The sequence below is a fragment of the Streptomyces sp. JH14 genome, assembly GCF_029428675.1.
Lineage (GTDB): Bacteria > Actinomycetota > Actinomycetes > Streptomycetales > Streptomycetaceae > Streptomyces.
In genome coordinates this window covers 5888413-5903854 of sequence record NZ_JAJNEL010000001.1, presented here as the reverse complement: position 1 = coordinate 5903854, position 15442 = coordinate 5888413, and the positions used below count along the sequence as shown (strand labels likewise).

The window sequence follows — 15442 nt, the reverse complement described above, 5'->3', positions numbered from 1 at the left end:
GGGGGCGGGGCCGCATCCAGCGGCCCCGCCCCCTCTTCGTTGCTTGGACACTCGGGCGCGCCGACGCCCGACCGGCCCTCTCGGCCGGCGACTGCGAGGCCCTGGAGGAACAGGCCGCCGAATGGCTCGCGTGGCGTGAGCACCGACTACCTCGTCCATGCCCTCACCGCCGGGCTTCCCGAGACGGTCGACGTACCCCGAGGCTTCGTCCGCCGCCGACTCCACGACAAGAAGCCGCCCAGGCTTCCCGCCCGCACCACCACCCCGCCCCCGCCTACTGCACCTGTGCGTCACGCAATGATGGAGTGCACCCGGTGCGGCGTTCCCGGCCGCCCGGAGGCCCTCCCCGACGGCCTCTGCCGCGCCTGCCGCGGCCGGTGAGAGCGGTCACCGCAATCAGTGCGGTCGAAGTCCGTCGTCACTCCGCCATGTTCGTCAAGCAGATCTGGGCAGATCTCGCGCCACCGTTAGGATTCTTACGGTGAACGGGTGTTGCCCTTCGGCACGAGGTGGGCTTCGGCCCTCTCCGACCGCAGCACCCGGTCGGCACGTCACATCGGCCCGATCCGAGCAGGTGAACTCCCCATGGTCGACACGTTCGGCTCCAGCGGCCCCCTGCACCTCGCTGGTCCTGGTGCGTCCCGCAGGCCAGTTGTCCCTGACAGCTCGGACGGGCCGGACGGGTCCGATCCCGTCGGATGGTTGCGGAGTCTGGGGGCGCAGCAGCTGCGCCGGCTCCTCGATGCACGCCCCGACGCAGCCGTGGCACCCGACCCGCGGTCGCTCGGCGAGCTCGCGGAGCGCCTCCAGCGCATCGGGTCAGTGGTGGATGCCCTGAACAAGCTGCCGCTCCCCTGTCTGCAGCTGGCCCAGGCGCTCGCGGCCCTGCCGCAGCCGACCCACCGCACGACCCTGGAGACCTTGCTCGGCACGGACGCCCAGGGCATCTCCGCCGCGCTGGACACGCTCACCGCCCAGGCCCTCGTCTGGCCGGACCTGGCAGGCCGACTGCACATGGCTCCGGCGCTGCGGGGCGCGTGGGAGTCCCCGCTCGGTCTCGGTCAGGGCGTGGCCGAGCTGTTGGCCGCTGTTACGTCGGCAGAGCTCGGCAGGACAGCCGCCAAGCTGGGACTCAGGCCCGGCACCCGCCGGCAGGACCGTCTCGACGCGATCGTCGCGCATCACCAGGATCCGCACACCATGCTCGGCCTTCTGGCCTCGGCGCCGCCGAGTGCCCGTGAGGCGCTGACCCGGCTCCTCGACCCCGAGGAGTATCACGAAATCGGCCGGTCGGGAACCGGCGAACGCTGGCTGCTGGAGCGGGCGTTGCTCGTGGTGGACCAGTCGGGGTACGGCCTCGCTCACGTGCCCGCCGAAGTGAGGCTCGCGCAGCATGGTCCGGACTGGCACGCACCGTTCGACCCGCAGCCGCCGACACCGGCCCTTGTAGCGGTGACCGAGGACGAGATCGAGCGTGAGGCCGCAGCGGCGAGCACTTCCTTCGCCGGACAGGCCACGGTACTTCTCGCCCGTTGCGCGGAGCGTCCGGTGGTGGCCCTCAAGTCCGGAGGTGTCGGCGCACGTGAACTGGCCCGTCTGGGCAAGGAGAACGGGTGCGAGGAAGCGGTGGTGCGGCTCGTGCTGGAGTGTGCGTACGCGGCCGGCCTGGTCGAGTACGAAGGCACGGACCTGGCCGTGACCGATGCGTATGACGTGTGGGCCTCATGGGAGCCCGCGGAACGGCTCGTCCTTCTGCTGCGTGCCTGGTGGCTGCTCGGACTCACCCCGACCGGGTCCCGCGACGAGGACGGCAAGGCGGTGCCCGCCGTGCGCCGGGCGGCACACTGCACCGGGTGCGCCACGGCACGGCAGGGAGTGCTGAGCGCCGCGGCCTCCCTTCCGCCCGGCCATGGCGCGCGGGCGGTCGCCGACCTCGGCTCATCGGTATCCTGGTTCCGGCCGCTCGCCGACGAACTGCCTGATGATGCAACCCCGTTCGCATCGGTGGCCCGGGAGGCCGAACTGCTCGGGACCGTCGCCCGGGGCGCACTGACCCCGCTGGGAGCGGCCCTGCTGGGCCAGGACCAGGCAGCCCTTCGCGACCACGCCCGACGACTGCTGCCGGACGCAACCGACCGCGCCCGCATCGGCGCCGACCTCACCGCCGTGGTGACCGGCACTCCGACTGCCGGGCTGGCCGCACTACTGGACTCTCTTGCCGATCGGGAAACCCGGTCGGCCGCCTCGGTCTGGCGGTTCAGCCCTGCATCGCTGCGCCGAGCGCTGGACGCGGGACACACCCCTGACCGGATCGAGGCAGATCTCCGCGAGGTGACGGACGCCGCTCTGCCCCAGGCACTGAGCTATCTGATCACGGACGCAGCCCGACGCCACGGCCGCATCCGGCTCGCCCCGGCCGCCTGTGCCCTGGTCAGCGAGGACCCGGCGCTGCTCGTCGAGGTGGCTGCACATCGCGGGCTGACCCGCCTGGGGCTGCGTTCCGTCGCCCCGACCGTACTTCTGTGCCGTGCGGAGCCCGACGCAGCACTGGCAGCCCTGCGCGCTGCCGGATTCTCGCCGGTGGCAACGGCCGACGACGGGTCCGTTCGGGTGGAGCGGCCGGGGCGGCGGCGCGTGTCCCAGCCCGCCGTCGCCGCGACCGCCACCGTGCCTGCAGCCCGCAGAAGCGTGCCGGAGGCAGGCCGTTCGGCCGATCTGGCGGCCCGGCTGCTGGCGGCCCCCGACCATGCCCCGCAGCCGTGCCCCGGTGCGGGAGTCCCCTACGGGTCCGACACCGAGGAGATCCTGGACGGCACTACCGATGCGCTGCCCCTGGCCGACGTGCGCCAGCTCGCGTACGCCATCGACGAGGGCGAGCCCATCACCATCGAGTACATCGCGGCATCCGGGAGCCGGACCGTCCGCACCGTGAGTGAACTCGACTTCGATCCGCCCTATCTCTACGGCTACTGCCATCTGCGCCAGGACAACCGCGTGTTCGCCCTCTCCCGCATCCAGGCCGTCCTGCCGGCCTGAGTACCGAACCTCCCTGCTTCGGTGAGTGCAGGAGGTCCGACTCGGCGCGAACCGTCCTGTCCGACGGTACTCGGTCCGGTGCCGCCCATCGGTCGGCCGGCGACGCATACGCCGCCCAAGCCCGAGGTCACGTACGCCTCGTCCCGCTGGAGCGACCGGTACGAGGCAGTTGTAGAGGTCACGTTTCGGCAGCGTGCATGCGGGCACGGCGCACCTTGATAGCGTCGCTCACACGATTGCGGACCGCTCCCCGCCGGGGTCGTCGCCGCGCCTGGGCGGCCGTTCACGACGGACCGCCGACGAGGCGGGGCGTGCTGGCGCACGGGGACGTACGCGGCAAGGACGAAGAGGGCCGACGCATGAGCCTCGCGCAGTTGCACTACACCTCTGCCTCTGCGGGGGACGACGGGGTCGGTGCACGGTTCACAGCAGTCAGCGCCGGCATATCCGCGTCGATGCTGGCCGAGGCGGAGCAACTGCTCGGATACGAGCCTCCGGCCGGGGCGCCGTACCATCCGACTGCCGTCGAACTCCGCTCGTTTCCGGAGGTGTTCAGCTTCAGCGCACTTTCCGACGGCAGCCATCTGCTGAGCCGCACGGTGGCTCTCGGCGGCCCCGGAGCCGGGCACTTCCACACGCATGCGGCGCTGCTTCCGGCCGGTGCGAGGCTGCCGGGCGACGCGCTCCCGATATCGGCCTGGCGGTCGCCGGGCTGGTCCGCCACCACTCCGGACAGCGGCACACCGGACCGGATGGCGGCTCTGCCCGCATCCGCCGCGTCCGGACAGGAAGCCCTGAACGACTTCGCGGTCTCGCGCAGCCCCTGGCTGGCAGCGGTCTTTGCCGATCTTCGAAGGGTGAGCGAGGAGCCCACGTCGATTCAGGTCGTCCTCGTGGAACGGCAGAGTGCGGACGTGGCCCGGTGGATCGCACTGGCCGGAGCCGTACTCCCGCCGGAGCATGCCCAGCGGCTGACATTCACCACGTACACCCGACGTCCGGCGCAGTCCCCGCACCAGGTCGTCGGCGTACTGCCGGAAGAGGCACACGGCCTCACCGCCCCGAACCATCGCGTCCATGCGTGCACCGGCCCCGCTCCGACGGACCGGGTGGACGACGCCTGGGCCGAAACCGTCGCCCGTGTCTGGCGCAGCCGCGCACCGGAACTGTTCCGGGCAGCGGCGACGCTGCCGGGCGAACCCTTCGCCGCTGGGCCGCTCGCCTTCACCGCACTGCACGCGGGCATCGCCCTCGGACCCAACGGGCGTGCGGCCGCCGCGGATTGGGCTGCCGAGCGACCGTACGCACTGGACGACCAGCAGATGCTCCGCTTGACCACCGCGCTGACGGCACCGGCCGACGACCGCACCGCTGCCGAGTCGACGTCCGTGGCCCGACTGCTGGCGGCGCTCGAAGGCCGGGCTCCTGTGACGACCACCGCCCCGCTCGCCGCGCTGCTGGTGACGGAGGCGGTGCGGCGCAGCGACGTCACGCTCGCGCTCCCGCCGCGCACGGCGTTCGCCGAACCCGCGGCCGTGAAGGAACTGGCCGCCGAGCTCGGCCCGGAGCTGCTCGCCGAACTCACACCGGGAGGAGTGGAACCGGACGGCGGGGCGACCATCGCACGCCAGGTGCAGCTGCTCCGGATCACCCGGTTGCTCGACATGGACCTCTCGAATCAACTCCCCTTCATCTCACGGCACATGGCCCAGACCCTGCTCGACACCCCGACGCCGGACAGTGCCCCGGCTCTCCTCGACCTCCTGGACGAACAGTTCGACGTCCGCACGGCGCTTCTCGGCGAGTTGGACCAGCTCGCCCTGACCGCCCCCTCCGCCGCCGAGCGGCTCCTCACACACCTCGCTCTGCCCTTCACCGGTGCGCAGGCACTGCCGCATCTACGGATGTGCGCCGAGGCGCCGCGTGCCAAGACCCAGGGCTCCGACCGCATCATGGCGCTGCACACGGTGCTGCGCGCCGCCGGGTTCTCACCGTTCGCGGAGCCACTGGTGCTGCGTACCGCCATGGGTCTGATCTGGGGCGAAGACACTCCGACGGCGGGCGAGGCGCGGCTCGTCCTCGGTGAGTCCGGCTCGGACTCGCACCGGACGGCCGGCACGTGGTCCCACCTCGTCGCCGCCTCGCTGTCGGCACCGTCCGACGACGAGGACGCCGCCGAACTCGCCCACGATCTGCTGCGCTGCTTCCCGCAGGAGATCGGCACCCGCGTCCGGGGTGCGCTGCGACTGCTGGAGTTCGCCCGCGATGTGCGTTCCGGTACGGCGGCCCCCGGCTGGCCGGCGGCGGCCGCGTCCCTGCGCGCCGGCGCCGAACCGGTGGAACCCACCGTGCTGGAGCATGCCTACGGCGCCCTCGCCCACACCCTCCTCGCGCCCGGACGCCCCGAAGCGGAGCTGTACGCACTCGTGCACAGCGACGACCCGGACCTGATCGCGGCCTACGGCAGGGCAGCCCGCCACGACACCGTCCTGGCCCGACTGCGCGCCGAACCGGCCTATGCGGCGGACTGCTTCGTCGTGTGGACCGCCCACCCGCACGCGGGCCGGGCCTGGACGCAGACCTCCGCCAGCCTGCTGGCGGAAGTGCTGCGTCCGGTGGTGCGCGGCCTGTCCGGCAGCGAGACCACGGCGGTGGAACGGGCCGTGGAGCGCACGGGCAGCAGCCTCACTGCCGAGGCGTTCCGGTCCTGGAACCGGCCGGGCACCTTCGGCAGACGGCTGGGCAGCCGGCTGACGGCGCGGGTACGGCGGTCCTAGGGCCCCGTCTCGGCCGACGCCCGAAGGGTGCCTGACCACGCGGTGATCGGGCGCCGGACCACCGGCGTCACGTGAGCAACTGCGCCAGGCGGTCCGCGAATGCGGTGAGCCGGTCCCGTTGTGATCCGCCGCGTGCGACACGGAATCCGTGGCGGCGGCCCCAGAACGCGGCCTGGACGGCATGGAACTGGGCCCAGCGCCTTGCGCGTTCACGATCGACCTCCGCCGCCTCGACGAAGACGTCCAGGGTGCGGCGGACAGCCCTGCGCAGGTCGTCCGCCCCGAGAAGCGTCAGCGCGCGCGACTTGAGCAGCGTGCCGCCGTCGTAAGCGGGGTCTCCCGCGTACCCCTTGGGGTCGACGGCCAGCCAGGGCTCACGGTCGGCGCGCAGGATGTTCCTGGCGTGGAGGTCGCCGTGAATGAGGAGGTCCGGCTGGACACGGCCCAGCTCGCGGACGGTCGCCACGGCGGCGTCCACCACCTGGCGCGGCAGTGTGTGCGGCAGCTCACCGGCGTCCTTGCGCAGCTGCTCCTCCCAGTCGTCGGCCCGCTCCCGCAACCGAGGCAGGCCGGGCGGCGCGGGGACGGCCAGGCGGCGGCTGAGCCGTCCTGCGACCGTGACCACCTCGTCACCGTCCTCGATCTCCGCCAGGGTCGAAGGCCGCGCCCGCTCCAGCAGCATCGCGAAACGCTCGTCTGCGCGCTCGTGCAGCAGAACGGCTCCTCGCCCGCCCCACGCCGCGAATGCGTCCGGCTCGTGGACATTGCCGGGGTGCGGAAACGACACCTTCAGCACGGCGGTCTCCCCGGTCCCCCGCCGCACGGGCACGATGATCCCGACACCCCCGTGCATGACCCGCCCGTCCGGCACGCATCCCCAATGCCCCAGCACATCGTCCACGATCCGGGGAAGTTCGGCGAGCCACGCCGCTCCGGACTCCCCCTCACGCTCGACGGTGCTCCGCGCGAAGGCCTCTGGCGTCCTGATCATCCAGGCACCTTAGACCGGCACCGTACGGGGGTGTGCCCATCGCGTTCACCGACCCGTTCACCCCGAAGGCATCCACGCCAAATCGATTGGCAACAGTGCACCGATGCCGTGGACTTCAGCTATGACATACACAACTCATGACCCTCGCACCGCAATTGTCACAGGGGCGGCACGCGGCATCGGTGCCGCGGTGGCCAGGCAGCTGGCGGGTGACGGGCTGGCGGTCGGCGTGATCGATCTGGACGAAGCGGACTGCGCGGGCACCGTGGAGGCCATCAGGGGCGACGGAGGTTCGGCGCTGGCTGTCGCCGCCGACGTCGCGGACGAGGCGGCGGTGAGCGCCGCCGTCGCCCGGATCGCCGCTGAGCTCGGTCCGCCGACGGTGCTGGTCAACAACGCCGGCGTCGGCCCCCGCGCCGACCTCGTGGAGATGTCCACGGAGCAGTGGGACACGGTCCTGGGCATCAATCTGCGCGGCCCGTTCCTCGCCACCCGGGCCGTCTGCCCGCACATGATCGAGGCCGGCTGGGGCCGGATCGTCACCATGTCGAGCATCTCCGCGGTCGGCGACGCCGCCCGCGTCGACTACGGCAGCGCGAAGGCCGGCCTGATCGGCTTCACCAAGTCGCTCGCCCTGCAACTCGGCCGGCACGGCATCACCGCCAACGCCATCGCCCCGGGGTTCGTGGTGAGCGACATGACACGGGCCTCGGCCCGGCGGCTCGGCCTCGGCTTCGACGAGTTCCGGCGCAACGCGGCGCGGTCCATCCCGGTCGGGCGGGTGGGTCAGCCGGAGGACATCGCCCATACGGCGTCCTACCTGGTGAGCCCCGGAGCGGGGTTCGTCTCCGGCCAGGTCATCTATGTGGCGGGCGGGCCGGTCGACTGAACTTGCGGACGCTCTCTTCGAACTCCCGGGCGGGCCGTGCGACCGGCCCGCCCGTCCGATGAGCTGGTCAGGCGAGAGTGACCTCGACCGGGAGCTTCTTGATGCCGTTGACGAAGTTGGAGCGGACGCGCGGTACGTCACCCGCCAGGCGGATCCCGGCGAGGCGCGGGATGAGCTCCTCGAACATGATGCGGATCTCGGTGCGGGCAAGGAGGTTGCCCAGGCACAGGTGGGGGCTGCCCTTGCCGAATGTGACGTGGTCGTTGTCGGTGCGGGTGACGTCGAAGTCGTACGGGTTGCCGAAGACCTTCTCGTCGCGATTGCCCGAGGCGTACCACATGACGACCTTGTCGCCCTCCTTGACCTGCTTGCCGCCGAGTTCGACGTCGCGGGTCGCCGTACGGCGGAAGTGGTAGACAGGCGATGCCCAGCGCAGGAACTCCTCGACCGCGTTCGGGATCAGAGAGGGATCGGCCTGGAGCTTGGCCAGTTGCTCGGGGTGCTGGATCAGCGCGAGCATGGAGTGCGAGATGGTGTGCCGGGTGGTCTCGTTGCCGGCCACCACCAGCAGCAGGAAGTAGTTGTCGAAGTCCTGCGCGGACAGCGGGATGCCGTCGCGTGGGGTCTCGTTGACGAGTTTGGAGACCAGGTCGGTGCCGGTGCCGCCGCGGCGCCGGCGGGCAAGTTCGCGGCCGTACTCGAAGACCTCGATGGAAGCGGGCGAGCGGAAGGGAAGGTCGCGGTACTTCTCGCTCTCCGCGCTGTGCAGCAGGACGTCGGCGTAGTCGGGGTCGGTGTTGCCGATGATCCGGTTGCCCCAGTCGATGAGCTGCTGGTTGTCCTCCGGCGGTACGTCCAGGAGGCGGGCCAGGACGTTGATGGGGAAGTCCGCGGAGACGTCGGCGACGAAGTCGAAGGTGCCCTTGGCCAGCGCGGTGTCGAGGGTCTTGGCCGTCAGGCCGCGCAGGAAGTCGGTGTACTGGTTGATGACCCCCTGGCCGAACTGGCGCTGCAGCAGGCTGCGCATCGCGCGATGGCGGACGCCGTCCAGTTCCAGGATCGAGGCGCGCTTCTTGATCTGGTCGTCGTCGAGTTCTTCGAGGTTGACGAATTTCGTCGAGGTGAACGTCTGGGCGTCGCGGTCGACGGTGGCGATGTCCTCGTGCCGGGTGACGGCCCAGAAGCCGGAGTTGGGGGCCTCCTCGGGCTGCCAGTGGACGGGGTCCTCGTGGCGCAGGGTGTGGAACATGCGCCACGGGGTGACGCCGTCCAGGAAGTTGTCGTTGTCGGCGAGGTCGACCTCGTCGAGCGGCATGGGGTCGAAGGGGTTCGGCATGCGGTGCTCCTGTGGGCGGTGCGGTTCGATCAGAGGTGGTAGGAGTACTCGGCGAACTCCCAGTCGGTGACGTAACGGTCGAAGCGGGCGACCTCGTCGCGCTTGTAGGCAAGGAAGGATTCGGTGAAGTCCTTGCCGAGGATCTCGGTGAGGGACTCGTCGGCCTCAAGCGCGTCGAGCGCGTCAGGCAGGCTCATCGGCAGCATCCGGGACTTCCCGGGGTCGTAGCCGTAGCCCTCCAGCGGGGCCGGCGGCTCCTGGCCTTCCCGTACGCCGAGCAGTACGGCCGCGGAGAGGGCGGCGATCGCCAGATACGGGTTGGCACTGGCGTCGCCGAGCCGCAACTCCAGGCGGGCGCCGGAACCACGCTCGGGCGGGATGCGGACCATGGCGCTGCGGTTGTCCAGGCCCCAGTCGATCAGCCAGGGGGCGAGGGTGTCCGGTCCGAAGCGTTTGTACGAGTTCACCGTGGGGTTCAGCAGAGCGGCCAGCGCCGGGGCGTGGGCCAGGATGCCGGCGATGGCGTGGCGCCCGGTGTCCGACAGTCCGAAGGCTCCGGCCGGGTCGTCGAAGACGTTGCGGCCCTCGGCGTCCTCGCCCGAGAAGTGCAGATGGAAGCCCGAGCCGCCTGCGTCGTTGAAGGGTTTGGCCATGAAGGTCGCGAGCTTCCCCTCCTTACGGGCCAGTTCTTTGACGGCCGTCTTGAAGAGGAAGGCGCGGTCGGCGGCGTCCATGGCCTCGGAGTGCGTCAGGTTGATCTCGAACTGCCCGGCGTCGAACTCGTGGTTCCCGGTGATGACACCGATCCCGAGGTCATGCAACTGCCGCAGCGTGCGCAGCAGATGGTTGTCTGCATCGGCGCGCAGACCGGCGGTGTAGACGACGCCGGCGACGCCCTGCGCGTAGCGGCGCCAGCCGCTCGGTGTTCCCGGGGCCTCGTCGAGCAGGAAGTACTCCAGCTCGGGGCCGACGACTGGTCGCAGTCCGGCCTCCGTGCATCGGGTCATGACCGAGCGCAGCAGGTCGCGCGGCGACTCGGGGCCGGGCGCGCCGGTGGCGGGGTCGGTGGTGTCGCCGAGGCACCAGGCGACACCGGGCTCCCAGGGGAGGACGTGGACGGTGTTCAGGTCGGGTCGTACGGCGATGTCGGGCAGCCCGGCGTCCAGCCCGCCGGGCACCGGGACGACGTCGCCCCGGGGACTGGTGTGGTAGACGGCGCGGCAGAAGGCGAGTCCGTGATCGCAGGCCGAGGGCAGGTGGTCCAGCAGGACATCGCGGGCACGGTCGGTGCCGATGAGGTCGGGGTAGGTCACCCGGACCACGTCGATGCCGTCGGCGGCGAGCCGATCCATGTGCCGGCGGACTTCTGAGGTGTCTTGAGCGCTCACCGATGTCTCCTCGGTGGATGAGAACGGGCGTGATGGCCGACGGCTCGGCGGCCTGCCAGTCCGGTGACGGTCTGGTGGGGCGCTTGGCCGGGGACCAGAAGCGAGGGCGGCGCCCGAGCTTGTCGTTTGGCGTCAAACGGTATGGACCACCGCCACCTTCCCGCAAGAGCCTGGACCAAAGAATTTATCCATCCGGATAGGTGTTGACCAGGGCCCGACTCCTTCTTATCTTGTTTGAAGCCAAACGAGTAGGGGGTTCTTCGGGCCCCTTTGGCCGAGGGCCCGGCCACGGGCCGGGCCCTCCTCCCCCGCCATCTTCGCCCCGCTGCCCCTCACATCCAGGAGGACCGGCCATGAAGGTCGTCGTCGACATGAACAAATGCCAGGACCACGGTCAGTGCGTCTTCGCGGCCCCCGACGTCTTCCAGCTCGACGACAACGGGCGCCTGGCCTACGTCTCCGACCCGGACGACGCGCTGCGCGACGAGGTCGAGGAAGCCGCGGACGTCTGTCCGCTGCAGGCCATCAGGATCGAGGACTGAAATGACCACGGAACGCATCGTCGTGGTCGGCGCCTCGATGGCGGGTCTGCGCGCGGCCGAGCAGCTGCGCGCGGCCGGCTGGACCGGAACGATCACGGTCATCGGGGACGAGCCCCACATGCCGTACAACCGGCCCCCGCTCTCCAAGGAGGTGCTCGCCGGCAAGGCGCCCTTCGAGTCCCTCGCCTTCACCCCGCGGGCGAGCGCCGCCGATGTGGAGTGGCGGCTCGGCACCTCCGTCACCGCCGCCCGCCTCGCCGAGCGCGTCGTCGCCCTGGACGACGGCACGGAACTGGCCTTCGACGGCCTGGTCGTGGCCACCGGCATGCGGCCCCGACGACTGCGCTGCGACGGCCCCTGCGGACCTGGCAGCGGCCGCCATACGGTACGCACGCTCGCCGACGCCCAAGGGCTGCGGGACGAGCTGACCCGGCCCGGCGTACGCGTGGTCGTGATCGGCGCCGGCTTCATCGGCTGCGAGGTCGCCGCCACCGCCGTCGGCCTCGGTGTCACCGAGGTGACCGTCGTCGACCCAGAACCGCTGCCGATGCTGCGCCCGTTGGGCGAACTACTGGCCCGCGCTCTGCACAAGCGGCACGAGGAGCGCGGGGTGCGCTTCGCACTCGGCACCGGCGTCTTCGGCTTCGAGGGCGATGACCGGGTCACCGGAGTCGTCCTGGGCGACGGGACCGTCCTTCCGGCCGACGTCGTCGTGGAGTCCGTCGGCTCGGTCGCCAACACCGAGTGGCTCGACGGCAACGGTCTCGACCTCACCGACGGTGTGCTGACGGACGAGCAGCTACGCGTCGGCGATTTCCCCTACGTCGTCGCGGTCGGCGATGTCGCCCGCTTCCCGAACGCCCGCTACGACGGCGTACCCCGCCGCGTCGAGCACTGGTCGATCCCCGGCGACACCGCCAAGCACGCCGCGAAGAGCCTGGTGGCGAATCTCACCGGCGTCGGATCCGAGTTGGGGCCCTTCGCGCCGCTGCCCACCTTCTGGAGCGACCAGCACGAGTTCCGACTGCAGTCCTTCGGCGCACCGGTGCTGGGAATCGGCGACGTCAGGGTGCTCGACGGCGACCCGGAGGGCGACGTCCTGGTCGGCTACCACGCCGACGACCGCCTGGTCGGCGTCGTCGCCCTCGGCGGCCATGCCGCCGCCACCGGCGCCGCCCGCTACCGCGCCCAGCTGCTCAAGCAGCCTGCCCTCACCTCGTAAGGAACACCTGTCATGGCCCGTGTCCGTGGTTACTTCCATCCCAAGACGGCGACCGGCGACTCGTCGCTGATCCCCTCGCCGCCCTGGCGCTACTCCGGCGACCTGCTCACCGTCGAGTACCGCACCGATCCCGCTCGCGTGCGCGAACTGCTGCCGGAACCACTGGAGTTGGCGGAAGACGACCCGGGTGCCGTCGCACTGATCTGGGCGGACTGGCAGTCCTGCTCGGCCGACGGGCAGGAGCTGATCGACCCGGTGCTCTCCCAGTACAAGGAGGCCTTCGCGGTCGTCCGCTGCTCCTACAAGGGCCGGACGTACTCCCGCTGCGTCTACATCTGGGTCGACAAGGACTTCGCGATCGCCCGCGGACTGCACCAGGGCTACCCGAAAAAGCTCGGCTCCATCCACCAGACGCGCCCGCACCCGTACGGGCCCGCCCCGCGGATCGAGGCGGGCGCCCGCTTCGGCGCCACCCTCGCGGCGGCCGACCGGCGACTCGCCCAGGCCGTGGTCACCCTGCGGGAGCCGTCCGAGACCAACGGCTTCGTCAACGCTCACCCGATGGCCCACCACCGCTGGCTGCCCTCCGTCGAAAAGGGCAAGGGGCTCGCGCTCGACGAGCTGATCGAGACCGGCGCAGCATCCTTCGAGGCCGGCCAGGCCTGGACCGGTGACGCCGAACTCGAGCTGTTCGAGGCCCCCACCGAGGAACTGGCCCGCCTGGAGATCCGGGAGCCGATCGCTGCGTACTACCGCCAGGTCGGTGTCGTCTGGGACGGCGGCACGCTGCTGGAGTCCGGCACCTCAGAGGCCGAGTAACCCCCGTACGCCCCAGACGACTTGGAGTCCGGACATGACCGAACACACCCTCACTGTGGCCGGGGTCGCCGTCGACACCCGGCACTGGATCGGCGGCCGGCGCGTCGCCTCCGCCGAGACCTTCACCGATGTCTCGCCGCTCGACGGAAGCGCCCTCGGCGAGATCTCCCGGGGCACCGCGACGGAGGCCGTGGCCGCTGTCGCCGCCGCGAAGGCCGCCTTCCCCGGCTGGGCCGCCACTCCGCGCGCCGAGCGCGCCCGCATCCTGCACGCCGTCGCCGACGGTGTCGAGAAGCGCATCGAGGACCTGGCTATCGTCGAGACCCATGACAACGCGGCTCTGCTGCGTTCGCACCGCCGCGGTGTGATGCCGCGCGTGGCGCACAACTTCCGCTTCTTCGCCGACTGGCTGCTGAAGCTGGACCACGAGGACTTCGAGACACGCGGCCACACCAACCACGTCAGCTGGGACCCGGCCGGCCCCTGTGTGCTGATCACACCGTGGAACGCCCCGCTGATGCTGGCCACCTGGAAGATCGCCCCTGCGCTCGCCGCGGGGAACACGGTGATCCTCAAGCCCGCCGAGTGGACGCCGCTCACGGCATCGCTCCTCGCGGACATCGCCGCCGATGCGGGGCTTCCGGCCGGTGTGCTCAACGTCGTGCAGGGCTACGGCGCCGAGGCGGGCAACGCGCTCGTCTCCCACCCCGATGTGCGCCGGATCAGCTTCACCGGTTCCGTCCCGACCGCAAAGGCCATCGGCGCCGCGTCCGCCGCGAACCTCGTGCCCACGAGCTTCGAACTCGGCGGCAAGTCCCCCCTGTTGGTCTTCGCCGACGCCGACCTGGACCTGGCGGTCGACCTCGCCGTGGAGCAGTACGACAACGCCGGGCAGGTCTGTCTGGCCGCGACCCGCATCCTCGTGGAGGAGTCGATCGCCGACGAGTTCACGCGGCGGTTCGCGGAGAAGGCCGCCGCCCTCAAGCAGGGCGACCCACGCGACGAGGCCACCGACCTCGGCCCCAACATCCACCCCCGCCAGCTGGAGAAGATCGACGGCTTCGTGCAGCGGGCGATCGCGGCCGGCGCACGCGCGGTCGTCGGCGGCACGCCCAACACGGACCTCGGCGGCCTCTACTACCGGCCTACCCTCCTCACCGACGTCGCTCAGGACAGCGAGGTCGTCCAGGAGGAGGTCTTCGGCCCTGTCCTGACCCTCCAGACCTTCGCCACCGAGCGGGAGGCGGTCGCGCTGGCCAACGACACCCGTTTCGGCCTCGCCGCGACCCTCGCCACCGGTGATCACGAACGCGCCGAGCGGGTCACCGCACAGCTCGTCGCGGGCACGGTCTGGGTCAACTGCTTCTTCGTACGGGATCTGCAGGCGCCGTTCGGCGGCTCCCGCCAGTCCGGTGTCGGCCGCGAGGGCGGCACCTGGAGCTTCGACTTCTACTGCGACCTCAAGAACACCGTCACCGCACCGAAGGGATGGCAGGACCATGGGTGAGATCGTCGGGGCGGGCCTGCTCGCCCATGTCCCCACCATCGTGCTGCCGGAGGCCGACCGCCTCGGCCTCAACGAGGGCAAGGAGATCACCCTCGTCACCGGCCTGCACCAGCTACGCCGCGAAGTCTTCGAGCACGACACCTACGACACCGTCGTCGTCCTCGACTCGCACTGGGCCACCACAGTCGAGTTCGTCGTCACCGCCCAGCAGCGCCGCGCCGGGCTCTTCACCTCCGAGGAACTGCCGCGCGGCATGTGCCGGATGCCGTACGACTTCCCCGGCGATCCCGAACTGGCCGGCAACATCGCGAAGTTCGCCGACAAACACGGCACCTGGATCACCGCAATCGACGACGACCACCTGCCGATCTACTACGCCACCATCAACCTCTGGAAGTTCCTCGGCGAGGGCCTTCCCGACAAGAAATGGGTGACCATCGGGGTCTGCCAGACCGGCGACATGGAAGACCACCTACGGCTGGGCCGGGCACTGGCGGACGGCATCGCGGCCACGCCCGGCCGCCGCGTCCTCCTCATCGCCTCGGGCGCGCTCTCGCACACCTTCTGGCCGCTGCGTGAACTGCGCGACCACGAGGCGAGCGACCCCGCCCACATCTTCACGCCCGAGGCCCGTGACGCCGACCACGAGCGCATCGCCTGGTTCAGGGAGGGCCGCCACGACAAGGTCCTCGACACCATGGACGAGTTCTGGAAGTACAAGCCCGAGGCGAAGTTCTTCCACTACCTGATGATGGCCGGCGCGCTCGGTGAGAGCGCGTGCACGGCCAAGGGCCGCCAGTACGGCGAGTACGAGAACTCCATCGGCACCGGCCAGGTCCACCTCTGGTTCGACCGCCCCGCCGAGGGCTGGACCGGCACCGGCATGCCCACACCCCCGTCCCCGCGCAACCCGCACCGCCGCGCCTAGAAAGGCC

General features: G+C 70.9%; 11 protein-coding genes and 1 pseudogene. 9 read left to right on the top strand and 3 right to left on the bottom strand.

What is annotated here, in order from left to right; genetic code table 11:
* Positions 1-29 precede the first annotated feature (29 nt).
* The 3 genes and pseudogenes from LRD69_RS26595 to LRD69_RS26585 form a co-directional block, all read left to right on the top strand.
* Positions 30-372, top strand: a pseudogene (locus LRD69_RS26595) (MarR family transcriptional regulator); the annotation flags it as partial.
* A 330-nt stretch (positions 373-702) separates the two neighbouring features.
* The gene (locus LRD69_RS26590) at positions 703-3036 is read left to right on the top strand and encodes a helicase-associated domain-containing protein (protein ID WP_277329061.1); all 2334 of its coding nucleotides are present in this window, start codon (positions 703-705) and stop codon (positions 3034-3036) included.
* 359 nt (positions 3037-3395) lie between these two features.
* The gene (locus tag LRD69_RS26585; protein ID WP_277329883.1) at positions 3396-5813 is read left to right on the top strand and encodes a GTPase-associated protein 1-related protein; all 2418 of its coding nucleotides are present in this window, start codon (positions 3396-3398) and stop codon (positions 5811-5813) included.
* Between the two features lie 67 nt (positions 5814-5880).
* Here the strand turns inward: LRD69_RS26585 and LRD69_RS26580 are convergent, their stop codons facing one another.
* Positions 5881-6804, bottom strand: coding sequence for an aminoglycoside phosphotransferase family protein (locus tag LRD69_RS26580; RefSeq protein ID WP_277329060.1), 924 nt, complete (start codon positions 6802-6804; stop codon positions 5881-5883).
* Positions 6805-6925: 121 nt separating this feature from the next.
* On the opposite strand from LRD69_RS26580, the gene LRD69_RS26575 reads away from it, so the two are divergent.
* Positions 6926-7693, top strand: a complete 768-nt coding sequence (locus LRD69_RS26575) for an SDR family NAD(P)-dependent oxidoreductase (protein WP_277329059.1) — start codon at positions 6926-6928, stop codon at positions 7691-7693.
* A gap of 67 nt (positions 7694-7760) precedes the next feature.
* On the opposite strand, the gene LRD69_RS26570 is transcribed toward LRD69_RS26575, so the two are convergent.
* Both LRD69_RS26570 and LRD69_RS26565 read right to left on the bottom strand, forming a co-directional pair.
* Positions 7761-9029 carry a cytochrome P450 gene (locus LRD69_RS26570; protein WP_277329058.1) on the bottom strand — a complete coding sequence of 423 codons (1269 nt, stop codon included), beginning with the start codon at positions 9027-9029 and terminating at the stop codon, positions 7761-7763.
* Between the two features lie 29 nt (positions 9030-9058).
* Positions 9059-10417: a glutamine synthetase family protein gene (locus LRD69_RS26565; RefSeq protein WP_277329057.1), complete on the bottom strand. Its 1359-nt coding sequence runs from the start codon at positions 10415-10417 to the stop codon at positions 9059-9061.
* A gap of 353 nt (positions 10418-10770) precedes the next feature.
* Between LRD69_RS26565 and LRD69_RS26560 the strand changes: the two genes are divergently transcribed.
* Genes LRD69_RS26560 through LRD69_RS26540 form a run of 5 tightly spaced genes read left to right on the top strand, consistent with a single transcriptional unit; the run spans position 10771 to position 15435 of the window.
* Entirely contained in the window at positions 10771-10959 is a 189-nt protein-coding gene (locus LRD69_RS26560; RefSeq protein WP_277329056.1) for a ferredoxin, read from the top strand.
* Between the two features lies 1 nt (position 10960).
* Entirely contained in the window at positions 10961-12181 is a 1221-nt protein-coding gene (locus LRD69_RS26555) for an FAD-dependent oxidoreductase (protein WP_277329055.1), read from the top strand.
* A gap of 12 nt (positions 12182-12193) precedes the next feature.
* On the top strand, positions 12194-13000 hold the full coding sequence (locus LRD69_RS26550) for an acetoacetate decarboxylase family protein (RefSeq protein ID WP_277329054.1): 807 nt from the start codon (positions 12194-12196) through the stop codon (positions 12998-13000).
* 34 nt (positions 13001-13034) lie between these two features.
* Complete coding sequence (locus LRD69_RS26545) at positions 13035-14507, top strand: aldehyde dehydrogenase (protein WP_277329053.1); 1473 nt, start codon at positions 13035-13037, stop codon at positions 14505-14507.
* The gene (locus tag LRD69_RS26540; RefSeq protein ID WP_277329052.1) at positions 14500-15435 is read left to right on the top strand and encodes a 3,4-dihydroxyphenylacetate 2,3-dioxygenase; all 936 of its coding nucleotides are present in this window, start codon (positions 14500-14502) and stop codon (positions 15433-15435) included. Before LRD69_RS26545 ends, LRD69_RS26540 begins: the two co-directional genes overlap by 8 nt.
* Positions 15436-15442: the final 7 nt, after the last annotated feature.

Bases quoted from the DNA above. Each gene is read 5' to 3' on its own strand.
- LRD69_RS26555 (WP_277329055.1), top strand. From the start codon at position 10,961: ATGACCACGGAACGCATCGTCGTGGTCGGCGCCTCGATGGCGGGTCTG.
- LRD69_RS26540 (WP_277329052.1), top strand. From the start codon at position 14,500: ATGGGTGAGATCGTCGGGGCGGGCCTGCTCGCCCATGTCCCCACCATC.
- LRD69_RS26550 (WP_277329054.1), top strand. From the start codon at position 12,194: ATGGCCCGTGTCCGTGGTTACTTCCATCCCAAGACGGCGACCGGCGAC.
- LRD69_RS26580 (WP_277329060.1), bottom strand. From the start codon at position 6,804: ATGATCAGGACGCCAGAGGCCTTCGCGCGGAGCACCGTCGAGCGTGAG.
- LRD69_RS26585 (WP_277329883.1), top strand. From the start codon at position 3,396: ATGAGCCTCGCGCAGTTGCACTACACCTCTGCCTCTGCGGGGGACGAC.
- LRD69_RS26575 (WP_277329059.1), top strand. From the start codon at position 6,926: ATGACATACACAACTCATGACCCTCGCACCGCAATTGTCACAGGGGCG.
- LRD69_RS26560 (WP_277329056.1), top strand. From the start codon at position 10,771: ATGAAGGTCGTCGTCGACATGAACAAATGCCAGGACCACGGTCAGTGC.
- LRD69_RS26570 (WP_277329058.1), bottom strand. From the start codon at position 9,029: ATGCCGAACCCCTTCGACCCCATGCCGCTCGACGAGGTCGACCTCGCC.
- LRD69_RS26545 (WP_277329053.1), top strand. From the start codon at position 13,035: ATGACCGAACACACCCTCACTGTGGCCGGGGTCGCCGTCGACACCCGG.